Source organism: Oceanimonas smirnovii ATCC BAA-899 (assembly GCF_000381965.1).
Taxonomy (GTDB): Bacteria; Pseudomonadota; Gammaproteobacteria; order Enterobacterales; family Aeromonadaceae; genus Oceanimonas; species Oceanimonas smirnovii.
Map to the genome: position 1 here is coordinate 144,531 of NZ_KB908458.1, position 25,478 is coordinate 170,008.

Genomic DNA, 25,478 nt, shown 5'->3' on the forward strand with positions numbered 1-25,478 from the left:
TCAGTCTATTTTGCCTTTGTATCTGTGTTTGCTCTACTGAGAATCACCAATAAAAAAGGTGGCCGAAGCCACCTTTTCAGTCACAGGCTCAGGCAGCAATGCCCGAGTGACGCAGCAGGGCGTCTATGTTGGGCTCGCGGCCGCGGAACTGTTTAAACAGCTCCATCGGCTCTTTTGAGCCTCCCTGCTCCAGCACGGCATGCAGAAAATCACGGCCGGTTTTGGCCGAGAACACCCCTTCTTCCTCAAAGCGGGAAAAGGCATCGCTCGACAGCACTTCAGCCCACTTGTAACTGTAGTAGCCCGCTGCATAGCCGCCGGCAAAAATATGGGAAAAACCATGCTGAAAGCGGTTAAAGGCCGGTGGCGTCAGCACTGCTACCTGGCTGCGTACCTCATTCAGCACTTGCTGTACCCGGCCCGGCCCGGCAGCGCTTTTATCCATATGCAAACGGAAGTCGAACAGGGCGAACTCCAGCTGACGCAGCATCATCAGCGCGGAATGGTAGTTACGGGCTGCCAGCATGCGCTCCAGCAAGTCTGCCGGCAGCGGCTCGTGAGTTTCGTAATGACCCGAGATAAAGGCCAGCGCCTCGGGCTGCCAGCACCAGTTTTCCAGAAACTGGCTGGGCAGCTCCACTGCGTCCCAGGCCACACCGTTAATACCGGCCACGCCGGCCACGTCCACCTTGGTCAGCATATGATGAATACCGTGACCAAACTCGTGGAACAGGGTCAGCACTTCGTTGTGAGTAAACAGCGCCGGTTTGTCCCCTACCGGGCCGTTAAAGTTACAGGTGAGGTAGGCCACCGGCTTTTGCAGGGTGCCGTCTTCCCGGTAGCGCCGGCCGATGCAGTCGTCCATCCAGGCACCGCCGCGCTTTTTGGCCCGGGCATAAAGGTCGAGATAAAAGCTGCCGCGCAGCTCGCCGGTGTCGTCGAAGATATCAAAGAAGCGCACATCTTCATGCCACACTTCCACCCCGAAGCGCTCCACTACCTTGATGCCGAACAGGCGCTTTACGGTTTCAAACAAACCGTGAATGACGCGATTTTCCGGAAAATAAGGGCGCAGCTCTTCATCGGAGATGGTGTATTTGTGCTGTTTGAGCTTTTCGCCGTAGTAGCTGAGATCCCAGGCATTAAGTTCGGTCACACCGTATTGTGCTTCGGCAAATTCACGCAACTCGGCCAGTTCGGCCTTGCCCTGCGGATGGCTGCGATCCGCCAGCTGCTCAAGAAAATCCAGCACCTGCTGCTCACTTTCTGCCATTTTGGTGGCCAGTGACACCTGAGCGTAGTTGTCAAAGCCCAGCAGTTCGGCCAGCTCCTGCTTCAGCGCCAGGGTTTCTTCTATGATGGCGGTGTTATCAAACTCACCGGCATTGGGGCCCTGATCCGACGCCCGGGTGGTAAAGGCAAAATACATTTCTTCACGCAGGGCAGCGTTGTCGGCATACATCATGACCGGCAGATAAGACGGAATATCGAGGGTAAACACCCAGCCGTCCAGCTCCCGGGCTTTGGCCTGAGCCTCGGCGGCGGCCAGAGCCGACTCGGGCAGGCCCGCCAGCTCGGCCTGGTCGGTTACCTGCTTGTGCCAGGCCTGAGTAGCGTCCAGCACCCGGTTGGCAAAGGTAGATGACAGCTCCGACAGGCGCGCCTGAATTTCGCCGAAGCGGCGTTTCTGCTCCGCTTCCAGGGCGATGCCCGACAGGCGAAAATCACGCAGGGTATTGTTCACTTCCTTTTGCTGGGCCAGGCTCAGCTTTTTAAAATTATCGCGCGCGGCCAGGCTCTGATAGGCCTCAAACAAGCCCTGATGCTGCCCCATCCAGGTATGATATTCCGACAGCAGCGGCAGGCACGATTCATAGGCCTGACGCAGCTCCTCGTTGTTCATCACGCTGTTAAGGTGGCTCACCGGCGACCAGATGCGGCTGAGGTGATCATTGACCTCTTCCAGCGGGGCCACCAGGTTGTCCCAGGTGAATGCTTCATCCCGGGACAGCACCGCCTCTACACGCTTTTTACAATCGGCAATGGCGTGCTCTACCGCCGGCTTTACGTGTTCCGGCTTTATCTGACTGAACGGCGGCAGGCCGTCCATGGTGAGAAGCGGGTTTGTCATGTCCTGTACCTCTTATCGTTATGGCCATCGCGCTGCCATGGCAGCCGAGGGAATACCCTCTAACATGGTGATAATGGCGATAATGTTCAAGCCTTTACTGCTCGTGTCCGACAGTTGACCGCCGGACTGCTGTTTTATTGACCATGGCACTCACTCTTACTTGAGGTACAATCGGCCAACGGCTTTGAATGAACCTTCATCCACGGAGCAAACTTATGGCACAGCATTTTGACTATATCGCCATTGGCGGCGGCAGTGGCGGTATTGCCTCCGCCAACCGGGCGGCCATGCATGGCAAAAAGGTCGCCCTGATTGAAGCAAAAGATCTGGGCGGCACCTGCGTTAACGTGGGCTGCGTACCCAAAAAGGTGATGTGGCACGGCGCTCAGGTGGCCGAGGCCATTAAACTGTATGCCGCCGATTACGGCTTTGATGTGGAGCTCAAGGGCCACAGCTGGAGCACCCTGGTAGAAAGCCGTCAGGCCTACATTGGCCGCATTCATCAGTCTTACGACCGGGTGCTGGGCAACAACAAGGTAACGGTGATCAAGGGCTTTGCCCGCTTCAAAAATGCCAACACGGTGGAAGTGAACGGCGAGGAATATACCGCCGACCATATTCTGATCGCCACCGGCGGCGAGCCCATTATCCCGCACATTCCCGGTGCCGAGCATGGCATTGATTCCAACGGCTTTTTTGAGCTGACTGAGCAGCCCAAACGCGTCGCCGTGGTGGGTGCCGGCTATATTGCCGTTGAACTGGCCGGCGTGCTGCACGGCCTGGGCAGCGAAACTCATCTGCTGGTGCGCAAACACGCGCCGCTGCGTAACTTCGATCCGCTGCTCACCGACACCCTGGTAGAAGTGATGGCGGCAGACGGCCCCACACTGCACACTCACTCCGTGCCTCAGAGCGTAGAGAAGCACAGTGACGGCAGCCTGACCCTGACGCTGGAGAACGGTGAGTCACTGACCGTCGACTGCCTGATCTGGGCCATCGGCCGCCGTCCGCTCACCGGCAGCCTCAACCTTGAAAGTGCCGGCGTTGAGCTGGACGACAAGGGTTACATCAAGGTCGACGAATACCAGAACACCTCAGCCCCGGGCGTGTACGCCGTGGGTGACAACATCGGCTATGTGGAGCTGACCCCGGTGGCGGTAAAAGCCGGCCGTCAGCTGTCCGAGCGGCTGTTCAACAACAAGCCCGACGCCAAAATGGACTATGAGCTGGTGCCCACAGTGGTGTTCAGTCATCCGCCCATCGGCACCATGGGCCTGTCCGAACCACAAGCCCGCGAGCGCTTCGGCGACGACAAGGTCAAGGTGTACACCTCTTCCTTTACCGCCATGTATACCGCCGTTACCCAGCACCGCCAGCCCTGCAAAATGAAGCTGGTGTGCGCCGGCGATGATGAAAAAGTAGTGGGCATTCACGGCATCGGCTTTGGCATGGACGAAATCCTGCAAGGCTTTGCTGTAGCAGTGAAAATGGGTGCCACCAAAGCCGACTTTGATGCCTGTGTGGCCATTCACCCCACGGCGGCCGAGGAATTTGTGACCATGAGGTAATGAATCTTCTTGCGTATAAAAAACCGCCGCAAGGCGGTTTTTTTCGTCTGTTGCTCATTATCGTCGCCAAATTGAGCGGCCTGCCCGATTGGGATACACTGACCGTTATTCTTTTTTCAGGGCCAGTGTCGCATGTCAAAATCTCAGGACAGTATTCGCACCATCAAGAAATACCCCAACCGTCGCCTGTATGACAGCCACACCAGCAGCCACGTGACTCTGGCCGATATTCGCCGGCTGGTGCAGGATGAAGAGCCCTTTCAGGTGGTGGACGCCAAAACCGGCGAAGACATTACCCGCAGTATTTTGCTGCAGATTATTCAGGAAGCGGAAAGCGGCGGCGACCCCATCTTTTCCAGCGACATGCTGAGAAACATCATTCGTTTCTACGGCCCCTTTCAGGGCGTGCTCGGCAGTTATCTGGATGAAAGCATCCAGTCAATGATAGAGGTGCAGGCCAGGGCCGGCATGCAGTCAACTCAGGCCTGGAGCGAGTTTATGCAGGGTCAGGTGCCCATGCTGCAGGAAATGATGCGCCAGTATGTAGAGCAGTCGCAACAGTTGTATTTCAACACCCAGAATATGTTCGGTCTGTTTGGTGGCTCCCCGGCGCAGCACGACAAGGATAAAAAAGACGGCGAGAAGTAATTCCCCGCCGCCTCTCTTTCAACATTCCGCCGCCGGCCTGATGTTGCGATTCGCTTCGCTCATCAGCAACCTACGACCCTGCAGACAATACGAAAGCTGCACGAAGCAGCAGTTGGGATTGCCGGAGCCGACCGTGTCGGCGGAGCGCAACCGCGCTGCTGCGCATACAGCTCAGTGCTGATGGCCGCCTTCGCCGTGAGCGTGGCCGTGCTCCAGCTCTTCTGCGGTGGCGGCGCGCACCGAAACAACCTCAAGATCAAACGTCAGCGTGCGGCCGGCCAGCAGATGGTTCAAATCCACATCCGCCATAAAACGACCCACTTTTACCACCACTACCTGACGGGGACCATTCTCGGTGTGCACCATGGCCACCATGCCCGGCTCCCAGCGCTTGGCACCCTGCAGGTGACGAATGGATACCCGCTGGATCAGGCTCTCGTCCCGCTCACCATAGGCATCGGCCGGCGGCAGGGTCACACTGAAACGGTCGCCTTCGTTCTTGCCGTCCAGCGCTTTTTCCAGCCCTTCCAGCATATTGTCGTTACCGTGCAGGTACGCCAGCGGTGCCTTGCCTTCGTTGGTGTCCATCACTTCACCCTGCTCATCCTTCAGGGTGTAGTTAAACTGCACTACCGTGTCTTTTACAATTTGCATTGTCCGTCCTGTTAAGAAATAAAAACCGCCGCATAATACCAGAAGCCGCTGCAAGCCCATAAAACAGAAAAAGACGGCAGGGTTACCCCGGCCGTCCAGATTTCAGCTCTGTTTTTATTCTTGGTTTCAGTTTGCCTTGGCAGCACCACGGCCGTTCTTGGCGGCATTGTTATTATTGGCAGCAGCGGCGGTAACGGCACTGATGCCTTTTTCAGTGGCTTCGGCGACCTGACGAGCGGCCTTTTCAGACTGCTCGGCAGCCTGCTTGATCACCTTATCGGCAATGTCGGCAGCGTCTTTGGCGGCTTTCTGGGCACCTTCACGGGCTTCATTGGCCTGACTCACTGCCTGCTTGATGGCAGTCACTGTGTTTTCAGAGCCGGCCGGAGCGTGGGCGGCAAACTGCTCTACCCACTCGTCTACCTGCTGGCTGCCGGCAGCCCACTGCTGCTCACCGTAAGCATTCAGCTGCTGCTGAGCACCGGCGACCACACCAAACACTTCGCGGTTGGTTTCCAGCTGACGATCCAGCAGGCCGCTGGGGCTGAAGGTGGCATGGTTCAGCTCGGCCAGACCCTTGAGGTCACGAACTGCCAGCAATTTACCGGCATAGTCAAACTGGGCTGCACTGAGTTCGGTAACGGCTTTCAGCTGCAGCTGGCCCAGCTTTTCGGCACTCGCCAGCAGGCTGCTGCTCAGCTCCTGAACCAGAGCAAGATTATCCTGTTGCGCTTTCTGCAGTTTTGCAAAATCAAACCATGACATAGTGGCGTCTCCTGATGAATGAAAAAGGGCTTCTTGGCCCGCACGCCTGCAAAACCCTTTACCTCTGGCCGGATTTGGCGCGCACCATCAATATTGCACTGCACAAAAAATTTTTCAAGGCTTCTTTTTGTGCAACGCAAAAAAGTGCATTTATGCTTCTGTTTGAGGATACCCTGAGTGGCGATAAAGAATAATTTGGCAGCGCAAAGGTATCACTGATTTGTTCAGGCTAAATGAATACAATGTGACAACATTTTTGTACTATACTTGCTGAATATCCGGGTGCTCCGCGCGACCGGCTCCAGCGTCGGGAACGTATATAAAAAGAAAAGAAACTCTTTTCCACAAACTGAGAGGTCCTTGCAACAGCTTAACGAAGCACTTTTCCGCTCTGTACTAATACAAGCAAAACAACACTTTGCCCTGCCTTTTGTAGTCTGACACCCATCTTTATTCCCGTTTTGCGTTTCCACATTATAAAAATGATTTCCAAAACTTGTTGATCGTCACATTTTTTTTCGTATCATCAGGGTATGGGTTGCGCAGATGTTAAGGTCCTCACCAGGCCTGTCTGTGTACCACTGTATTAGTGACTTACAACAACATGGTGCCGAGAGCACCTCTGATGAATGGATACACATCATGGCTAAAATGAAAGCAATCGAAGCGGCCGCCAAAATCCTGGAGCTGGAAGGTGTTAATAAAGCCTTTGGCGTTCCCGGTGCCGCCATCAACCCCTTCTACGCCGCTCTGAAGGGTCTCGGCTCCATCGATCACGTACTGGCCCGTCACGTTGAAGGTGCCTCTCACATGGCTGAGGGTTACACCCGTGCCAACGCCGGCAACATTGGTGTGTGTGTGGGTACTTCCGGCCCTGCCGGCACCGACATGATCACCGGTCTGTACTCTGCTTCTGCCGACTCCATTCCGATTCTGTGCATCACCGGTCAGGCACCCCGTGCCCGCATGCACAAAGAAGACTTCCAGGCTGTAGACATCGAGTCTATCGCCAAGCCCGTTACCAAGTGGGCGGTTACCGTGCTGGAGCCGGGTCAGGTTCCCGGTGTATTCCAGCAGGCGTTCCACATCATGCGCTCCGGCCGTCCGGGTCCCGTGCTGATCGACCTGCCCTTCGACGTGCAGATGGCCGAGATTGAATTCGATCCGGAAGCCTACCAGCCGATGACTCCCTACAAGCCGGCTGCTACCCGCATTCAGGTTGAAAAAGCCCTGACCATGCTGAACGACGCCGACAAGCCGCTGCTGGTTTCCGGTGGTGGTGTGATCAACGCCGACGCTGCTGCCCTGCTGACCGAATTCGCCGAAGTGCTGAACGTGCCGGTTATTCCGACCCTGATGGGCTGGGGCACCATTCCCGACGACCACGCGCTGATGGCGGGTATGTGCGGTCTGCAGACCTCTCACCGCTACGGTAACGCCAACCTGCTGGCGTCCGACTTTGTACTGGGTGTAGGTAACCGCTGGGCCAACCGTCACACCGGTTCCGTTGACGTTTACACCAAGGGCCGTAAGTTCGTTCACGTAGACATCGAGCCCACTCAGATCGGCCGCGTATTCGGTCCGGATCTGGGCATCGTATCCGACGCCAAAGTCGCTCTCGAGCTGTTCGTTGAAGTCGCCAAAGAGTGGAAAGCGGCCGGCAAACTGAAAGACCGCAGCGCCTGGGTTGCCGAGTGTCAGGAGCGCAAGCGCACCCTGCAGCGCAAGACCCACTTCGACAACACCCCGGTGAAGCCGCAGCGTGTATACGAAGAAATGAATAAGGTCTTCGGCCGCGACACCACTTACGTTTCTACCATTGGTCTGTCTCAGATCGCTGCTGCCCAGTTCCTGCACGTGTACAAAGATCGTAACTGGATCAACTGCGGTCAGGCCGGTCCTCTGGGCTGGACCATTCCGGCTGCTCTGGGTGTGTGTGCCGCCGATCCGGCCCGCAACGTGGTTGCGCTATCCGGTGACTATGACTTCCAGTTCATGATTGAAGAACTGGCGGTAGGTGCTCAGTTCAAGCTGCCCTACATTCACGTGCTGGTAAACAACTCCTACCTGGGTCTGATCCGTCAGTCTCAGCGCGGCTTCGACATGGACTACTGCGTACAGCTGGCCTTTGAAAACATCAACGCGCCGGAACTGGGCGAGTACGGTGTTGACCACAAAGCCGTGGTAGAAGGTCTGGGCTGTAAAGCCATTCGCGTATTCAAGCCGGAAGACATCGCTCCCGCGCTGGAAGAAGCCAAGAAGCTGATGGCCGAGTTCTCCGTACCGGTAGTGGTTGAAGTCATTCTCGAGCGCGTAACCAACATCTCCATGGGTGTTGAAATCGATGCTGTAAACGAGTTCGAAGAGCTGGCTGAGAAGGGTGAAGACGCCCCGACCGCCATCTCTCTGCTGGACTGATAGTGATGGGGCCTGCGGGCCCCATACTGACGTTGCCCCCAACTGAATAAAGGACATCGCAATGCCGAAATTAGCTGCCAACCTGTCGATGCTGTTTACTGAAGTCGACTTCCTGGATCGTTTTGACGCCGCCGCCAAGGCCGGTTTCAAGGGTGTTGAATACCTGTTCCCCTATGATTTCTCTGCTGATGAAATCAAGGCCAAGCTCGATGCCAACGGCCTGACCCAGGTACTGTTCAACCTGCCCGCCGGTGACTGGAACGGTGGCGAGCGCGGTATCGCCTGTCACCCGGATCGGGTTGAAGAATTCAAGGCCGGCGTAGACAAGGCCATTGAATACGCCAAGGTACTGGGTAACACCCAGGTGAACTGCCTGGCCGGTATTCAGCCTGCCGGTGTGGCTTACGAAGAAGCGGAAGCCACCTTCGTTGCCAACCTCAAGTACGCTGCCGAAAAACTGAAAGCGGCCGGCATCAAGCTGATTGCCGAAGCCATCAACACCCGTGACATTCCCGGTTTCTTCCTGAACAACACGCAGCAGGCGCTGGATATCATCGAGAAAGTAGGTTCCGATAACCTGGCTTTCCAGTATGACATCTACCACATGCAGATCATGGAAGGTGACATCATTCCGACCATGGAGAAGAACCTGGGCATCATCAACCACATTCAGCTGGCTGATAACCCGGGTCGTCACGAGCCGGGCACCGGCGAACTGAACTACCACAATATCTTCGCCTTCCTGGACAAAGCCGGCTACGACGGCTGGATTGGTGCCGAGTACAAGCCGGCCACCACCACCGAAGAAGGCCTGGGCTGGTTGAAAACTCACGGCGTGGTTTAAGGTTTTTTACTTAATTCAGATAAAAGGATGATGAACATGAAAATTGGTTTCATTGGTACCGGTATCATGGGTAAGCCCATGGCTAAGAACCTGCAGAACGCCGGTCACACCCTGTATTTCTCCGAGCACTTTAACAAGGCCCCGGCTGATCTGCTGGGCGACAACGGCATTGCTCTGGCCAACCCCAAAGCGGTTGCCGAAGCGGCTGAAGTGATCATCACCATGGTGCCCGATACCCCTCAGGTAGAAGACGTGCTGTTTTCTGCCAACGGTGTGGCCGAAGGCCTGTCCGCCGGCAAGGTAGTGGTAGACATGTCTTCCATCTCTCCCATCGCCACCAAGGAAATTGCCAAGCGCGTTAAAGAAACCGGCGCTGACTTCCTGGACGCGCCCGTATCCGGCGGTGAAGTCGGTGCCATCAACGCTACCCTGACCATCATGGTGGGCGGCGACCAGGCCGTGTTCGACAAGATCAAGCCGCTGTTTGAAATCATGGGCAAGAACATCACCCTGGTAGGCGGTAACGGTGACGGTCAGACCACCAAGGTAGCCAACCAGATCATCGTGGCGCTGAACATTGAAGCCGTTGCCGAAGCCCTGGTATTTGCCTCCAAGGCAGGCGCCGATCCGGCCAAGGTACGTGAAGCCCTGATGGGCGGCTTTGCTTCTTCCAAGATTCTGGAAGTGCACGGCGAGCGTATGGTTAAAGGTACTTTCGATCCGGGCTTCCGTATTGCCCTGCACCAGAAAGACCTGAACCTGGCCCTGACCGGTGCCCGCGAGCTGGGTGTTTCTCTGCCCAACACCGCAGGCGCACAGGAGCTGTTCAACACCTGTAATGCCCTGGGCGGTTCCGGCTGGGATCACTCCGGTCTGGTTAAGGCGCTGGAGCACCTGGCCAACCACAACATTCGGGGCGAATAAGTCCTGAACCAAAGGGCGGCCTGAGGCTTCAGCCGCCCCTTGGTAGACCTCGGGGCAAGCGTTGGCGACAAGCTGACTTTCACTCAGGGGGCTTTGTGTTAGACACTGGTCGCTGAATGTTTGCCCCACCCTGTTAATGAATCAACAACCGCAAGAAGACAGCCGTTTTTTCAGGAGTATTGCAATGGATATCCAACCCAAGGAGTTGTTACAGCAGTTATTCGACAGCGCCGTGGCCGCCGCCCTGCCCAAAGGCAACCTGGCCGAATACCTGCCGAAGGATACTCGTCAAAAAGCCGTTGTCATCGGTGCCGGCAAGGCCGCTGCTTCCATGGCCGCCGAGCTCGACGCTATCTGGGAAGGTGAACTGTCCGGCGTGGTGGTGACCCGCTACGACCACGGTGCGCCCTGTGAGCGCATTGAAGTGATTGAAGCCGCCCACCCGGTGCCGGATGATGCCGGCGAGCGCGTGGGCCGCCGCATTCTGGAGCTGGTGGAAGGCCTGGGCGAAGACGATCTGGTGATCTGTCTGCTGTCCGGTGGTGGCTCCTCGCTGCTGAGCCTGCCGGCCCCGGGTCTGACCCTGTCCGACAAGCAGGCCATCAACAAGGCCCTGCTCAAGTCCGGTGCCGCCATTGATGAAATGAACTGCGTGCGCAAGCACCTGTCCGGTATCAAGGGTGGTCGTCTGGCCGCCGCCGCCTACCCGGCCCGCCTGATTGCCCTGGGCATCTCAGACGTGCCCGGCGACGAGGCCACCGTCATTGCCTCCGGCCCCACCGTGGCGGATCCGACCACCTCCGCTCAGGCCCTGGTCATTCTCGACAGCTACGGCATTGAAGTGGGCGCTCATGTGCGCGCCTGGCTGGAAAGCCCTGAGTCCGAAACCGTCAAGCCCGGTGACGAGCGCCTGAGCAAGGCCGAGTTCCATATGATTGCCACCCCGCAAGACGCCCTGGATGCCGCCGCGCATCTGGCCCGCTCCAAGGGTCTTGCACCGCTGGTGCTGGGTGACTGCATTGAAGGTGAATCCCGTGAAGTGGCCAAGGTACACGCCGCCATCGCCAAGCAGATCCTCAAATGCGGCCAGCCGCTGCAGGCACCCTGCGTGATCCTGTCCGGCGGTGAAACCACAGTGACCATCAAGGGCAATGGCCGGGGCGGTCGTAACAGTGAGTTTATGCTGAGCCTGTTCAACGAGCTCAAGGGGCAGGCCGGCGTCTACGCCCTGGCCGCCGACACCGACGGCATCGACGGCGTGGAAGACAACGCCGGTGCCATGATCACCCCCGAGCTGTTCGCTCAGGCAGAAGCAGCCGGCCTCAAGGCCGAAGACTACCTGGCCAACAACGACAGCTACGGCTTCTTCTCTCAGCTGGGCGCGCTGGTGGAAACCGGCCCGACCCGCACCAACGTGAATGACTTCCGGGCCATTCTGGTGCTGCCGAAGTAACCGCCCGCTCAGGCAATAAAGCTGTTTCCGCAAGACCGGCCACTGAGCCGGTCTTTCTTTTTTGTAGTGCCACCCATTTTGATGCCACACTTTTTGCTCGAAGCGCCACCCCCTTTCCTCTATAATCACGCGCTTTCAAATTCCCGGATGCGGGTGGTGTTTACAGCCTGGAGGGTTACCCCGAGTGATCAAGACGCCTTACTATCTCATCGACAAAACCAAGCTGCTGCGCAACATGGAGAGAATCGCCTATGTACGCGAGCACTCCGGCGCCAAGGCACTGCTGGCCCTGAAATGTTTTGCCACCTGGTCGGTATTTGACCTGATGAGCCAGTACATGGACGGCACCACCTCTTCCTCACTGAACGAAGTGAAGCTGGGCAAACAGAAGTTCGGCGGCGAGACCCATGCCTACAGCGTGGCCTATGCCGACGACGAAATAGCCGAAGTGCTGGCCCACTCCGACAAAATCATTTTTAACACCATTGGTCAGCTTGAGCGCTTTGAACAAGCGTCTGCCAGCCATGTGCGCGGCCTGCGGCTGAACCCGGGGGTATCCAGCTCCGAGTTCATTATTGCCGATCCGTCCCGCCCCTTCAGCCGTCTGGGCGAGTGGGATGCCGACAAGGTGTTGCGGGTGATGGACAAGATCTCCGGCTTTATGATTCACAACAACTGCGAAAACAGCGACTTCGTGTTGTTTGACCGCATGCTGGGCGAAATTGAGCAGAAGTTCGGCTCTCTGCTGAGCCAGCCGCAAATCACCTGGGTAAGCCTGGGCGGCGGCATTCACTTTACCGGTGACGGCTATCCGGTAGACGATTTTTGCGCCCGGCTTAAAGCCTTCTCCGAGCAGTATGGCGTGCAGGTCTATCTGGAGCCGGGTGAGGCCTCCATTACCATGAGTACCTCCCTGGAAGTGACCGTGCTCGACACCCTGTTCAACGGCAAGCAGCTGGCCATAGTGGACAGCTCCATCGAGGCCCACATGCTCGATTTGCTGATCTACCGGGAAACCGCCAAGATGGCCCCGAACGACGGCGAACATCAGTATATGGTGTGCGGCAAGTCCTGCCTGGCCGGCGACATCTTCGGTGAATTCAACTTTGAACAGCCGCTGCAGGTAGGGGATCGGCTATCCTTTATCGATGCCGCCGGCTACACCATGGTCAAGAAAAACTGGTTTAACGGCGTGCAAATGCCCGCCATTGCCGTGCGTGAGCTCGACGGCAGTGTAAATCTGGTCAGGGAATTTACCTTTGACGACTTTGTAGATGGCCTCTCCTGAGGCATGGAGTAACCACAACGCAGCCTTTCAAGGAGGCTCCAGAGGAAAAAGATGAAGAAGAACGTACTGATTATTGGTGCCGGTGGTGTTGCCCAGGTTGTTGCCCACAAGTGTGCGCAGCATAACGATGTTCTGGGTAACATTCACATCGCCTCGCGCACTGTCGACAAATGTCAGCAAATCGTCGACAGCGTACGGGAAAAGGGCAGCCTCAAGGTTGCCGGTGAATTGCAAGCCCATGCCCTGGATGCGCTCGATATTGAAGCCACCAAGGCATTGATTGACAAAACACAGTCGCAGATGGTGATCAATGTCGGTTCGGCTTTCATCAATATGTCGGTACTGCAGGCCTGTATCGAGACCGGCGTGGCCTATCTCGACACCGCCATTCACGAAGACCCGACCAAGATCTGTGAAAATCCGCCCTGGTACGCCAACTACGAGTGGAAGCGCAAGGCCCTGTGCGAAGAGAAAGGCGTTACCGCCATTCTGGGTGCCGGCTTTGATCCGGGCGTGGTCAATGCCTACGCCGCCGTGGCGGTGAATGAATATTTCGACAGCGTTGACTCCATCGATATCATCGATATCAACGCCGGCAGCCACGGCCGCTACTTTGCCACCAACTTCGATCCGGAAATCAACTTCCGCGAGTTCACCGGCCGGGTCTGGTCCTGGCAGAACAACGAGTGGGTGCAGAACCAAATGTTCGAGCACAAGCGCACCGACGATCTGCCGGTGGTGGGATCTCAGACCAGCTACATGACCGGTCACGATGAAATCCACTCTCTGTCCCAGAATCTGGGCGTGCCCAATGTGCGTTTCTGGATGGGCTTTGGCGAGCACTACATCAATGTGTTCACCGTGCTCAAAAACCTGGGTCTGCTGTCCGAGCAGCCGGTGAAAACCGCCGAAGGCCTGGAAGTGGTGCCGCTGAAAGTAGTTAAAGCCGTGCTGCCCGATCCGTCTTCTCTGGCCCCGGATTACACCGGCAAGACCTGCATCGGTGATCAGGTGAAGGGCAAGAAAGACGGCAAGGACAAGGAAGTATTTATCTATAACGTAGCCGACCATGCCGATGCCTATGCCGAAGTGGGCAGCCAGGGCATTTCCTACACCGCCGGTGTGCCGCCGGTGGCCGCCGCCATGTTGATTGCCACTGGCGAGTGGGACGTGAAGAAAATGGTGAACGTGGAAGAGCTTGACCCTAAGCCGTTCATTAACCTGCTGAACGAAATGGGCCTGCCGACCCGCATCAAGGACGAGCAGGGCGACCGCCCGCTGAGCTTCTGAGCTTAGTCAGTGATGCCATTGCAAGCCCGGCGTGATGCCGGGCTTTTTATTTTCTGTCATTCCCTTCAGCATTCCAGAGGCAGCAGCGGGGCTGAATAGTCCAGTAACCGCTCGCCCCGCTGGTGCGCTTCTACCTGTTTTAAGGTTACGGTGCCCAGCTCGGGCAACCACTGGTGCAGATGGGTCAGTCCGGGATCATACTGCCGCCACTGCCGGTGCGGATTAAAGCGGCGGCCATGGCGCGGATCATGGCCGGCACCGGCAATATAAGCCCAGTTGCCCCAATTGCTGGCCACATCAAAATCCACCAGATATTGCTCAAAAAAGCGCGCGCCCAGCCGCCAGTCCAGCCCCAGCTCGTGAATAAAACAGCTGGCCAGATTCTGCCGCAGGCGATTGGAGCAAAAGCCGGTGGCCATCAGCTCTTTTAAGCCCGCATCTATCATGGGCCAGCCGGTGCGCGCCTCACACCAGGCCTGCCAATATTCAGAGTTAAAGGTACCCGGCCCCGCCTTGCCGGTCAGGCCACCGGCCGCAAACAACTGGCTGCCATGCACCCGCAGTGACCAGTGAAAATACTCCCGCCACAACAGCTCAAAACGCAGCCAGTAACTGTGCTCGTCACTGCCCCACTGCTGTTCGTATTCAAGGATTTGATGCCACACAGTGCGCGAAGACAGGCAGCCCCAGGCCAGCGCCGCACTGAGGTGACTGGAAAAATAGCGGCCGGCAAGATCATTGCGGCTGGTCTTGTAATGGGCCAGCGCCCTACGCTCAAACAGGTAATGCTTGAGCCAGCCTTGTGCGGCGGTTTCGCCTCCTTGCCAGGCCGGGTGGACAGGCGCACCTGGCATGGCCGGCCAGTCGAACCCTGTGGTTAAGGGACAATTGGCCGCCTGTAATCGGCCGAGGTCAACCGCCGCTTGTGGTGCCGGCACCGGCCAGGCCGGGACTTTTTCCACTTTTTTGCGAAAACCGGTAAAACTGGCAGGAAACTTCTCAAGCAACGGCGCTACCTGCTCAGGCTCAAACAGCGGCTGAGCTTCAAAAGTCTGCACCTTTACGCCGGCATCACACAACCGGGCCAGCCAGCCGGCTTCTTCCGGTGCCTGCGCCACATGAGTGACCAGCTCAAAGGGCTGCTGTTGATGCCAGGCCAGCAGCAACTCGACCGGCTCGCCCTGCAACAGAGTGAGTGGAAACGGGACCAGCCGCGCGCTTAAATCCGCCAGTGCCTGCTGCAAATACGCCGCCTTGGCAGCACCCAGCCGGTGCAGCCCGGCGGCATCGGTCTTTTGCCAATGGGCCGGCAGTATATATACCGCCGCCGCCGTCTTGCCCTGATAATCCGCCAGTGCCTGCCAGCCGGCATGATCGTCCAGCCGCAGATCATTACGTAGCCACAGCAGCCGCATGGCTTTCTCCCATAAAAAAGAACCCGGTACGCTGACCGGGTTTCGCATGACTATTGTTCACGCCAGTTTATCGGGCTTCGCTCTTGCCGTCGTAGCGCCGCTGCCATTCGGCCAGAATGGCCTCGCGCTGCTCCGCCGCCCAGGCGAAGTCGTTGTCGATCATCACCTTAGCCGGCTCTTCCGGAAAGTATTGCACCGGCTGGGCCACTCCCGGCAGTCCCACCACCGCAAAGCTCTGGTTATACAGCTCGTTGGCCTCACGGGTCACTACAAAATCCAGCAGCTTTTGCGCCGCCGCCTGCTGGTCGGTGCCCTTGACCATGGCCGCCGCTTCCATTTCCCAGCCCACCCCTTCGGTAGGGAAAATCAGCTCCAAAGGTGCCCCCTGCTGCTTGAGGCTGGCACCGCGGTAGGCCATGGAAATACCGATAGTCGCCTCACCCGAGGCCGCCTGCACGCAGGGCTTGGAGCCGGAGTGAGTGTAGTTGGCGATGTTCTGGTGCAGACCATCCATATAGGCCCAGCCCTGCTCTTCACCGAACTGCTGCAGCCAGGCCGATACATCAAGGAAGCCGGTGCCGCTGGAGGCCGGATTGGGCATTACAATATGGCCCTGGTATTCCGGTTTGGTCAGATCCTGCCAGCTGGTGGGCTTGGTCAGGCCGTGCTTCTCGGCTTCGATGGTGTTATAGCAAATCACCCCCAGCCAGGCATTCATACCAACCCAGTGCGGCGTGTCGCGTGGGTCACGGAATTCCGGCGACAGCTGGTCCAGACCGGCAGGCGCATAAGGTGCCAGCATACCGTGCTTGTCCATCAGCATCAGGCTGGTGGCGGCCAGTCCCCAAATCACGTCGGCCTGGGGATTTTCCTTTTCCGCCAGCAGACGGGCGGTGATAATGCCGGTAGAATCCCGCACCCAGCGAATGGCGATGTCCGGGTTTTCCTGCTCAAAGGCGGCCTGATAGCGCTTCAGCTGATCCAGCTCCAGAGCGGTGTAGACGGTCAGCTCGGTCTTGGCCTGGACGCCGGCGGCGGCCAGGGCCAGCAGCAGGGCCAGGGGAGTCTTCTTCAGCATGATTTCTCTCCAGTTGGTATATACCAAAAAAACAAGCTCAGCTTAAGAGTGCCCCATGACAGTCCGGTGACAGTTCCGTGAAAAAACCGGGTCTTCGCGCCGGCGCCGGTCAACAAGAAACGGCCGGGCAAGCCCGGCCGTCATTCACTTTCCACTTTTCATCCGCCCTCAGGGGCGCTCGCCCCGGGCCAGACGGCCGTTAATGTCGTCGATCACCCCCGGCAGCCCGGCAATGGTGTCGATCACATAATGGGCCCCGGTACCGGCCAGGCGGGCGTGGGCCTTGCTGCGCAGACGCTGCTGCTCATCGGGTGCCAAGGCCTGCCAGTCTTCCAGTGACAGACCCACCTCGTTGCCGGACACCGCCAGCGCCACCGTCCACATGCCGGCGTTCAGACCTTCCTCAATGCCCACACCGGTGTCATCCACCTTGACGCAGGCCTGCACGGCGCTCGCCTCCAGAGCACAGGCCGCTTGCAGGCTCATTTCCGGCCAGGGCCGGCCGCGGCGCACGTCACTGGCGGTGATCACCACCTCGGGGCTGTATCCCTGCTCGGCAGCATGCTGCACCAGCTCGGTTATCATGTCGCGGCTGTAGCCGGTGTTGGCACCCAGGCGAATGCCGCGGCCGGTGAGCTCAGCGGCCACCTCGGCCATGCCCGGGATCAGCACGGCGCTGTCGCGAATGCACTCAATCTGGATCTGCACAAAGTCCTGATACAGGCGATCGATGTCCGCCTCGGTCGGCGCTTCGCCCTTGATTTGGATCCAGGCCTCACCAATGCGGGGCATGGCCAGCATTTGGCGAATATGCTCGCGTTTTTCGCTGCCCATGGGCGCCCGGCACTCGGCCAGGGTGACCTCGATGCCCTCGCCGGCAAACAGCCGCTGAAAGGCGCGGATCGGCGCCATGGAGCCAAAATCCACGGTAGTGCCGGCCCAGTCCATGATCACCGCCTGCACGGACCCGGTGTAACGACGTTCAAAACGATAGCTCATTGTGGTTTCCTCATTTACCAGAAAATAACGTCTTCAATGGCCGCCAACAGGCCGGCCACATCCTGTTGATACACTTCGCCTATGGTGCCGATGCGAAAGCAGTCCACCGCTGACACCTTGCCCGGATAAATCACGTAACCCCGCTCCTTCAGGCCCGAATAGAAGCCCTTGAAGTCGTAAGCGGGGCTGGTGGGCGCGGCAAACACCGTGATCACCGGCGACTGCCAGTCCCGTGCCACCAGCGGCTGAAAGCCGAGCCGCTCCATGCCGGCCACCAGCGCGCGCTGGTTGCCTTGATAGCGCTGATGACGGGCGGCCACGCCCCCTTCCCGCTCCAGCTCGGTCAGCGCCTGGGCAAAGGCGCGCACCACATGGGTCGGCGAGGTAAAGCGCCACTTGCCACCCTGGCGCTCCATGCACTGCCACTGGTCGAACAGGTCTAGGCTGACCGAACGGGCTTGCCCCTCGCACTGCGCCATGGCCGCTTCCCGGGCGATAATGAAACTGAAGCCGGGCACCCCCTGAATGCATTTATTGGCGCTGGAGATCAAAAAGTCGATGGCCAGTTCACCCACCTCCATGGGCACACCGCCAAAGGAGCTCATGGCATCCACAATCAGGGTCTTGCCCGCCTGTTTGGCCGCCCCGCACAGCTCGGCCAATGGGTTGAGAATGCCGGTGGTGGTTTCACAGTGCACAAAGGCCACGTGGCTGATGGCCGCGTCCGCCGCCAATGCCCGGGTGAGCAACCCGGCGGACAGCGGCTCGGTTTCCGCCACTTCCACTGTGGCCAGGCGCAGTCCCAGGCAACGGGCGATGTCGGCCATGCGCCGGCCATAGGCACCGTTGCTCAGCACCAGCAGCTTGCCCTCGGGGGGGATCGCCGAGCCCAGCACCGACTCCACGCCGGCGGTACCGCTGCCCTGCATCAGTACACTGGTATAGCCCGGCTGACGGGTGGCCAGGCGCACCAGCTGGCGACGAATAGGCTGCACCACGCCCTGGTTGTAGTCGTCGTCCCAGGTACACCAGTCCTTCATCATGGCGTCACGCACGGTGGCGGAGGTGGACAGGGGGCCGGGGGTCAGCAGCAGATAGGGATTGTTCACGTTCACTCCTGGTATATACCAAACTTGCAAACACGATAGACGTACCACCGGCACGGAGCAAGACGGCAAGCCGCTCTGCAATAAAAAATTCATCTGCCACGGGCCTGTCCATCCCCGCCGGCAGGGGTAATAATGGCAACAGATTTCAATGCGTTGACGACGACCACACCGCCCCTGCAACAACGCAAGTGGTGTAGTCCATATGGAAGGACCAATGAGCAAACCCCATTACCAGCAGATCAGCGACAGCATCGAGGCCCAGATCCGCAGCGGCGCCCTGCTCGCCAACAGCAAGCTGCCCTCGGAGCGCCAGCTCAGCGACGCCTTCGCCACCACCCGGGTCACCCTGCGTGAAGCCCTGTCCCGGCTCGAAGGCAAGGGCCTGATCTACCGCGCCAACCGCCGGGGCTGGTATATCACCCCCAGCCGCATCAACTACAATCCGACCCAGCGTCTGCCGTTCAACGAGATGGTTTCCAACCAGGGCCGCCACCCCGACACTCAAGTGCTGTCCCGCCTGCTGGCACCGGCCGAGCCGGCGGTGCACAAGGCGCTGGGGCTGGCACCCCTGACCCCGCTGCACCGGGTACGCCGGCTGCGCTCCATTGATGGCCATGCCGTGCTGCTGGAGGAAAACCACCTGGATCCGGCCCGTTTTCCCGGGCTTGAGCGGCACGATCTGAGCCTCTCCCTGACCCGGCTGTTCGAGCAGGAATACGGCGTGTGCATCGCTACCATGGAGCTCAACATGTATCCGCTGGCGCTGGACGAAGAGCGGGCTCAGGCCCTGGGCGTGGCCACCGGTGCGGCCGCCCTGTTTATCAGCCGGCTGTCCCGGGACGGAGAAGGCAGGGTGATCGAGCTGGACTGGGAATACTGGCGTCACGACGCCCTCAATATTCAGCTGTCGGTATAAGCGGAGACATGACTTTTTCAATAAAGTGTCACACCAGCGTCACATAGACTTTGTAGATTGCTCGAAACTGGTCTAAACCAGATGAGGGTAATCTGATGACATATCTGACAATCGACAATGTGGTAAAGAACTTCGGTGACTTTCGCGCCCTCAAGGGCGTCAGCCTGACCGTGAAAGAAGGGGAGTTCATCTGTTTTCTCGGCCCCAGCGGCTGCGGCAAGACCACGCTGCTGCGCGCCATCGCCGGCCTGGATCTGCCCAGTGACGGCCGCATCGAGCAGGCCGGCCGCGATATCACCCAGGCGCCGCCGGAGCAGCGCGACTTCGGCATCGTGTTCCAGTCCTACGCCCTGTTCCCCAACCTCACCGTGTATCAGAACATCGCCTTTGGCCTGGAAAACCTGCGCCTGCCCAAGGCCGAGATCCAGCACAGAGTACAGTCGCTGCTCGAGACCATCGGCCTGCCCGACAGCGGCAACAAATATCCGGGGCAGCTCTCCGGCGGTCAGCAGCAGCGGGTGGCGCTGGCCCGGGCCATCGCCCTGTCGCCGGGTCTGCTGCTGCTGGACGAGCCGCTGTCGGCGCTGGACGCCCGGGTGCGCGTGCAGCTGCGCGCCGAGATCAAACGGCTGCAACGGGAACTCAAGGTCACCACCATCATGGTGACCCACGATCAGGAAGAAGCCCTGGCCATGGCCGACCGCATCGTGGTAATGAACCACGGCGACATCGAGCAGATCGGCACCCCCGAAGAAATCTACTACCAGCCCGCCACCCCCTTTGTGGCCCGCTTTATCGGTGCCATGAACTTTCATGCCACCGTCGCCGACTGCGATGGCCGCCTGAGCCTGGGTAAACATACCCTGCCCCGTCAGGTAGCCCCGGGCAGCCGCCATTTGCTGGCCTGGCGGCCGGAGCTGACCCGGCTGGCGGACACCGGCGAGGGACCGGCTCTGCGCGGGCGTATTCAGCAGCTGTCTTTCCTCGGTGCCTTTATACGGGCCGAAGTGGCGGTGGACAGTCATCCCGAGCCTATCCTGGCCGATTTATCGGCCCGGGACTGTGACCTGCGGCGGCTGCAGCCGGGTCAGGAAATCGCCCTGGCGCTGCCGCTGGAGCACACTCATCTGTTCAGCGAGGCCTGTACATGATCAGCCTCAGCCTACCGCGGCCGCTGAGCCGGGATGACAAGCTGCAGCGGGGCCTGTTGCTGCTGGCCTGCGTGCTGTTTCTGCTGGCCCTGGTACTGCCACTGGGGCAGATACTGCATACCGCCCTGGTGGACGATCAGGGCCGGTTCGCCGGGCTCGACAACATTCGCCGTTACCTGGCCACGCCGGCCCTGGGCCACTCGCTGCTCAACACCCTGACCATGGGTCTGCTGGTCACCGGGCTGGTCACCGGACTGGCCTTTCTCTACGCCTACGGCCTGACCCGCACCCGGCTGCCGGCCCGCACCCTGTTCAAGGTGGTGGCCATGGTGCCGATACTGGCACCGTCGCTGCTGCCGGCCATCAGCCTGATCTACCTGTTTGGCAATCAGGGCGTATTGCGCCACTGGCTGGGCGGGGAAAGCATCTATGGCCCCATCGGCATTGTGCTGGGGCTGTCGTTCTGGGCCTTTCCCCATGCGGTCATGCTGCTCAGCACCGCCATGGGCGCCACCGACGGCCGCCTGTTCGAGGCCTGCCGGGTGCTGCGCGGCGGCCCGGTACGCGCCTTTTTTCAGGTTACCCTGCCCGGCATCAAGTATGCCCTGCTCAGCACCCTGATGGTGGTGTTCACCATGGTGATCACCGACTTTGGCGTGCCCAAGGTGATTGGCGGCCAGTATTCCATGCTGGCCACCGACATTTACAAGCAGGTGGTGGGCCAGCAGAACTTCACCATGGGTGCCCTGATCAGCACCCTGTTGCTGTTGCCGGCCCTGCTCGCCTTTGCCGCCGACAGCTGGCTGCAGCGACGCAACAAGCAGCTGATTGACAGCCGCTCCCTGCCCTACCAGCCAGAGCCCAATGCCTGGCGTGACGGCTTTTTCCTGCTGTTCTGCAGCCTGATGGCCCTGGCCCTGCTGGGCGTGATCGCCATGGCCGCTTACGCCTCCCTGGTGCAGTTCTGGCCCTACAACTTGAGCCTGAGCCTGGCTCACTACCGGTTCGATCTCATCGACGGCTGGCAGGCCTATGGCAACTCACTGCGCATGGCCGGACTGACCGCCCTGTTTGGTACCCTGATTATTTTCCTGGCCGCCTACCTGGTGGAGAAAGGCCAGGATCAGAACGGCCTGCGCAAGCTGCTGCACGGCCTGGCCATGGTGCCCCTGGCGGTGCCGGGACTGGTGCTGGGCCTGGCCTATATCTTCTTCTTCAACCAGCCCGGCAACCCGCTCAAGGTGCTGTACGGCGGCATGACCCTGCTGGTGTTATCGACCATAGTGCACTTTTATACCGTCGGGCACCTCACCGCCATCACCGCGCTCAAGCAGCTGCCGGCGGAAATCGAGGCTGTGGCCGCCTCGCTGCGCATCAGCCGGTTCAGGGCCATGTGGCGGATAAGCCTGCCCATGTGCCTGCCGGCGGTGCTGGACGTGGCCATCTACCTGTTCGTCAACGCCATGACCACGGTATCGGCGGTGGTATTCCTGTACGGCCCCGACACCATGCTGGCTTCTATCGCCGTGCTCAATCTGGACGACAGCGGCAACATCGCCCCGGCGGCCGCCATGGCCATGCTGATTTTCATCACCGCCCTTGGCGCCAAGCTGCTGCACCTGGCGGCCAGCCGCGGCCTGCTGCGCCTGACTCAAGGCTGGAGACAACCATAATGACCACCCCCCAACGTCCCTTCTGGCTGCAACAGGCTCTGGAGCGGGAACAGCCAGCCCCGGCCACGCCGCTGCAGGCACATGTCGAGGCCGATATCTGCATCATCGGCGGCGGCTACACCGGGCTGTGGAGCGCCATTCAGCTCAAACAGGCCGAGCCGGCGCTCAACATAGTAGTGCTGGAACGGGAGCTGTGCGGCAGCGGGGCGTCCGGGCGCAACGGCGGCTGCCTGCTGACCTGGTCCACCAAGTACCCCTCACTGCGCCGCCGCTACGGTGCCCGGGAGGCAGCCCGGCTGGTGCGGGCCTCAGAACGGGCGGTGCTGGAGATTCGGGATTTCTGCGAACAGCACGGCATCGATGCCGAGTTGCGCATCGACGGCACCTGCTACACTGCCACCAACGGCGCCCAGCGCGGTGCCATGGACAAGCTGGTGGCCGGGCTGGAACGGGAAGGGCTGAACAGCTGGTCGAGCCTGAGTGAGGCCGAACTGCTGGCCCGCACCGGCTCCGAGGCCCACCTTGAAGGGCACTTTTCACCCCTTGCCGGCTCGGTGCAGCCGGCCCTGCTGGTGCGCGGGCTGCGCCGGGTGGCACTGGAGCTGGGAGTGAGTATTTTTGAGCACAGCCCCATGACCCGGCTCAGCCGCAGCCGGCCGGCGCTGGTGGAAACCGCCTACGGCAGCGTGACCGCCGACCGGGTGATCCTGGCGCTGAATGCCTGGACTCCCGGCCTGTTCCGGGAGTTCGACCAGCATCTGGTGCTGGTTTCCTCCGACATGGCCATCACCACCCCGGTGCCGGCCGAGCTCAAGCGCCTGGGGCTGAACCACGGCACTGCCGTGGTTGACGGCCGCACCTTTGTGCACTATTACCGCACGACTCCGGACGGACGGCTGATGCTGGGCAAGGGCGGCAACCTGTTCGCCTTTGGCAACCGCCTGCACCGGGCCTTTGATCGGCCGAGCCGCTACCGCACCATGCTGCAGGCGGCACTAAAACGTTTCTTTCCCGATCTGAAGGCCGATATCGCCGCCACCTGGACCGGACCGTCGGACCGCTCCGCCACCGGCCTGCCGTTTTTCGGCCGGCTCGAGGGCGACGGCAACATCTATTACGGCCTGGGCTATTCCGGCAACGGCGTGGTACAGAGCCTGCTGGGTGCCAAAATCCTCACCAGCCTGGTGCTGGGCCGGAACGACGACTGGGCCAACTGCGGCCTGGCACAAGGGCCTCAGGGGCGGTTTCCGCCTGAGCCGGTACGCTGGCTGGGGGCCATGACGGTGCGCAACGCCATTCGCCGCAAGGAAAACGCCGAAGACAGGAGTGAAATACCCTGGCCCTGGGACCGCTGGCTGGCCCGTTTTGCTGATGCCGCCGGCAAGGCCGACAAGGAGGCCTGAAAAGCAAAAAGGGATGCCGCAGCATCCCTTTCTCACCCGTCAGACTCGCGTTACAGAATGATTTCCTGCAGCCTGGGATCCTTGCGCGACAGAATGTGGGTGGAGCGAATGCGGCGCACGGTGCGGGACTTGCCCCGAATCACCAGGGTCTCGGTGTGGGCATAGTTGCCGTCACTGCTGATGCCTTCCAGCAAATCCCCCTTGGTGATGCCGGTGGCGGCAAAAATGACGTTGTCGGTGCGTGCCATGTCTTCCAGCTTCAGCACAGTACCTACTTCAATGCCCATTTCCTTGCAGCGTTCAATCTCCGCCTTGCCGGCTGCCAGGCTTTCTTCATCCGGGCCTTTTACTTCATAACGGGGCAGCAGGCGCGCCTGCATGTCACCGTCGAGAGAACGGACCACGGCGGCGGAGATCACGCCTTCCGGCGCGCCACCCACGCCATACAGCATGTCCACTTCGCTTTCCGGAATACAGGCCAGAATGGAGGCGGCCACGTCACCGTCGGGAATGGCAAACACCCGTACACCCAACGCCTGCATGGTCTTGATGGCCTTGTCGTGACGCGGCTTGGCCAGGGTGATCACGGTAAAGCGGGACAACGGCTTATTCAGCGCTTTGGCCACCGACTTGATGTTCTGCTCAATGGACTTGTTGAGATCGATGGCGCCCTTGGCACCGGCACCCACAATCAGCTTTTCCATATACATGTCTGGCGCACGCAGAAAAGCACCTTTTTCACCCACGGCCATCACGGCCAGGGCGTTGGACTGACCCATGGCGGTCATACGGGTGCCTTCAATGGGATCCACGGCAATATCGACCTGATCCCCGCCCAGGCCTACCTTTTCACCGATATAGAGCATGGGCGCTTCGTCGATTTCACCCTCGCCAATCACTACTTCACCGCTGATTTCAATCTCGTTCAGCACATGACGCATGGCCGCCACAGCCGCGCCGTCGGCGATATTCTTGTCGCCCCGGCCCAGCCACTTGTAGCCGGCCAGTGCGGCAGCTTCGGTGACCCGGGAAAATTCGATGGCCAGTTCACGTCTCATGAAAATTTCCTAATCAGTTATTTATTGTTCTTCGCCCAGAATACGCTGGCGGAATACACGATAGACATCAGGGATCTGATCCATGCCCGATACACACACATCCAGATCATGCAGGCGACCATCTTTAATGCCATAGACCCAGCCATGCACCGACAGGGTCTGGCCTTGTTTCCAGGCGTTCTGAACAATGGTGGTGTGACACAGATTGGCTACCTGCTCCACCACATTCAGCTCGCACATATAGTCTTCCCGCGTTTGCTGATCTTCAATGGCGCTCAGCGCTTCTTCGTGTTTATGACAGATATCCTTGATATTACGCAGCCAGTTATCGATGAGCCCCAGCTCTTTGTTCTGCATGGCAGCCAGCACGCCGCCACAGCCGTAGTGGCCGCAAATAATGATGTGCTTCACCTTGAGCACTTCAACGGCATATTGTACCACCGACAGGCAGTTAAAGTCCGTATGTACCACCAGGTTGGCCACGTTGCGGTGCACGAAAACATCACCGGGCAACAGGCCGGTGAGCTGGTTGGCGGGCACCCGGCTGTCGGAACAACCAATCCACAGATATTCCGGTGCCTGCTGCAGTGACAGCTTTTCGAAAAAGGAGGGATCTTCCGCTTTAATACGCTCAGACCATTCGCGGTTGTTATCAAACAAATGCTTCAGAATTCTCATAATACAATCTGCCAT

Annotated in this window: 22 protein-coding genes; 13 read left to right on the top strand and 9 right to left on the bottom strand. The window is 59.3% G+C overall.

Annotation, left to right across the window (positions count from 1 at the left end; translation table 11 throughout):
• Positions 1-88 precede the first annotated feature (88 nt).
• Positions 89-2,131 carry an oligopeptidase A gene (gene prlC, locus G364_RS0107565; protein ID WP_026344768.1) on the bottom strand — a complete coding sequence of 681 codons (2,043 nt, stop codon included), beginning with the start codon at positions 2,129-2,131 and terminating at the stop codon, positions 89-91.
• 215 nt (positions 2,132-2,346) lie between these two features.
• Here prlC and gorA point away from each other — a divergent pair, with 215 nt between their 5' ends.
• Positions 2,347-3,699, top strand: a complete 1,353-nt coding sequence (gene gorA, locus G364_RS0107570) for a glutathione-disulfide reductase (RefSeq protein WP_019934542.1) — start codon at positions 2,347-2,349, stop codon at positions 3,697-3,699.
• A 132-nt stretch (positions 3,700-3,831) separates the two neighbouring features.
• Positions 3,832-4,347, top strand: coding sequence for a polyhydroxyalkanoate synthesis repressor PhaR (phaR, locus tag G364_RS0107575; RefSeq protein ID WP_019934543.1), 516 nt, complete (start codon positions 3,832-3,834; stop codon positions 4,345-4,347).
• Positions 4,348-4,518: 171 nt separating this feature from the next.
• Here the strand turns inward: phaR and G364_RS0107580 are convergent, their stop codons facing one another.
• Entirely contained in the window at positions 4,519-5,001 is a 483-nt protein-coding gene (locus tag G364_RS0107580; RefSeq protein WP_019934544.1) for an FKBP-type peptidyl-prolyl cis-trans isomerase, read from the bottom strand.
• Positions 5,002-5,127: 126 nt separating this feature from the next.
• Positions 5,128-5,766, bottom strand: coding sequence for a phasin family protein (locus G364_RS0107585; RefSeq protein ID WP_019934545.1), 639 nt, complete (start codon positions 5,764-5,766; stop codon positions 5,128-5,130).
• A gap of 14 nt (positions 5,767-5,780) precedes the next feature.
• On the opposite strand from G364_RS0107585, the gene G364_RS0107590 reads away from it, so the two are divergent.
• The 7 genes from G364_RS0107590 (at position 5,781) to G364_RS0107620 (ending at position 13,983) form a co-directional block, all read left to right on the top strand.
• Positions 5,781-5,960: a hypothetical protein gene (locus tag G364_RS0107590; RefSeq protein ID WP_019934546.1), complete on the top strand. Its 180-nt coding sequence runs from the start codon at positions 5,781-5,783 to the stop codon at positions 5,958-5,960.
• A 448-nt stretch (positions 5,961-6,408) separates the two neighbouring features.
• Positions 6,409-8,184 carry a glyoxylate carboligase gene (gcl, locus tag G364_RS0107595; RefSeq protein WP_019934547.1) on the top strand — a complete coding sequence of 592 codons (1,776 nt, stop codon included), beginning with the start codon at positions 6,409-6,411 and terminating at the stop codon, positions 8,182-8,184.
• A 61-nt stretch (positions 8,185-8,245) separates the two neighbouring features.
• Positions 8,246-9,028 (top strand): hydroxypyruvate isomerase, encoded by a 783-nt coding sequence (hyi, locus tag G364_RS0107600; RefSeq protein ID WP_019934548.1) that lies wholly within the window; start codon positions 8,246-8,248, stop codon positions 9,026-9,028.
• Between the two features lie 36 nt (positions 9,029-9,064).
• On the top strand, positions 9,065-9,952 hold the full coding sequence (locus G364_RS0107605; protein ID WP_019934549.1) for a 2-hydroxy-3-oxopropionate reductase: 888 nt from the start codon (positions 9,065-9,067) through the stop codon (positions 9,950-9,952).
• A 184-nt stretch (positions 9,953-10,136) separates the two neighbouring features.
• On the top strand, positions 10,137-11,405 hold the full coding sequence (locus G364_RS0107610) for a glycerate kinase type-2 family protein (RefSeq protein ID WP_019934550.1): 1,269 nt from the start codon (positions 10,137-10,139) through the stop codon (positions 11,403-11,405).
• Between the two features lie 184 nt (positions 11,406-11,589).
• Positions 11,590-12,693, top strand: coding sequence for a carboxynorspermidine decarboxylase (locus tag G364_RS0107615; protein ID WP_019934551.1), 1,104 nt, complete (start codon positions 11,590-11,592; stop codon positions 12,691-12,693).
• A 51-nt stretch (positions 12,694-12,744) separates the two neighbouring features.
• Positions 12,745-13,983 carry a saccharopine dehydrogenase family protein gene (locus G364_RS0107620; RefSeq protein ID WP_019934552.1) on the top strand — a complete coding sequence of 413 codons (1,239 nt, stop codon included), beginning with the start codon at positions 12,745-12,747 and terminating at the stop codon, positions 13,981-13,983.
• A 65-nt stretch (positions 13,984-14,048) separates the two neighbouring features.
• On the opposite strand, the gene G364_RS0107625 is transcribed toward G364_RS0107620, so the two are convergent.
• From G364_RS0107625 to phnW, 4 genes are all read right to left on the bottom strand, one after another.
• Positions 14,049-15,398, bottom strand: coding sequence for a DASH family cryptochrome (locus G364_RS0107625; RefSeq protein ID WP_019934553.1), 1,350 nt, complete (start codon positions 15,396-15,398; stop codon positions 14,049-14,051).
• 67 nt (positions 15,399-15,465) lie between these two features.
• Complete coding sequence (locus G364_RS0107630; RefSeq protein ID WP_019934554.1) at positions 15,466-16,476, bottom strand: putative 2-aminoethylphosphonate ABC transporter substrate-binding protein; 1,011 nt, start codon at positions 16,474-16,476, stop codon at positions 15,466-15,468.
• A gap of 168 nt (positions 16,477-16,644) precedes the next feature.
• A complete protein-coding gene (phnX, locus tag G364_RS0107635; protein ID WP_019934555.1) occupies positions 16,645-17,475 on the bottom strand; it encodes a phosphonoacetaldehyde hydrolase in 831 nt (276 codons plus the stop codon).
• A 14-nt stretch (positions 17,476-17,489) separates the two neighbouring features.
• A complete protein-coding gene (gene phnW, locus G364_RS0107640; protein WP_019934556.1) occupies positions 17,490-18,584 on the bottom strand; it encodes a 2-aminoethylphosphonate--pyruvate transaminase in 1,095 nt (364 codons plus the stop codon).
• Between the two features lie 214 nt (positions 18,585-18,798).
• On the opposite strand from phnW, the gene G364_RS0107645 reads away from it, so the two are divergent.
• The 4 genes from G364_RS0107645 (at position 18,799) to G364_RS0107660 (ending at position 23,727) form a co-directional block, all read left to right on the top strand.
• Complete coding sequence (locus G364_RS0107645; RefSeq protein WP_019934557.1) at positions 18,799-19,500, top strand: UTRA domain-containing protein; 702 nt, start codon at positions 18,799-18,801, stop codon at positions 19,498-19,500.
• 95 nt (positions 19,501-19,595) lie between these two features.
• A complete protein-coding gene (locus G364_RS0107650; protein ID WP_019934558.1) occupies positions 19,596-20,651 on the top strand; it encodes a putative 2-aminoethylphosphonate ABC transporter ATP-binding protein in 1,056 nt (351 codons plus the stop codon).
• Positions 20,648-22,324: a putative 2-aminoethylphosphonate ABC transporter permease subunit gene (locus G364_RS0107655; protein ID WP_019934559.1), complete on the top strand. Its 1,677-nt coding sequence runs from the start codon at positions 20,648-20,650 to the stop codon at positions 22,322-22,324. Before G364_RS0107650 ends, G364_RS0107655 begins: the two co-directional genes overlap by 4 nt.
• On the top strand, positions 22,324-23,727 hold the full coding sequence (locus tag G364_RS0107660) for an FAD-dependent oxidoreductase (protein ID WP_019934560.1): 1,404 nt from the start codon (positions 22,324-22,326) through the stop codon (positions 23,725-23,727). Before G364_RS0107655 ends, G364_RS0107660 begins: the two co-directional genes overlap by 1 nt.
• A gap of 50 nt (positions 23,728-23,777) precedes the next feature.
• Here the strand turns inward: G364_RS0107660 and glpX are convergent, their stop codons facing one another.
• Both glpX and can read right to left on the bottom strand, forming a co-directional pair.
• Positions 23,778-24,785 carry a class II fructose-bisphosphatase gene (gene glpX / locus G364_RS0107665; protein WP_019934561.1) on the bottom strand — a complete coding sequence of 336 codons (1,008 nt, stop codon included), beginning with the start codon at positions 24,783-24,785 and terminating at the stop codon, positions 23,778-23,780.
• 21 nt (positions 24,786-24,806) lie between these two features.
• The gene (gene can, locus G364_RS0107670) at positions 24,807-25,463 is read right to left on the bottom strand and encodes a carbonate dehydratase (RefSeq protein WP_019934562.1); all 657 of its coding nucleotides are present in this window, start codon (positions 25,461-25,463) and stop codon (positions 24,807-24,809) included.
• Between the last annotated feature and the right edge of the window lie 15 nt (positions 25,464-25,478).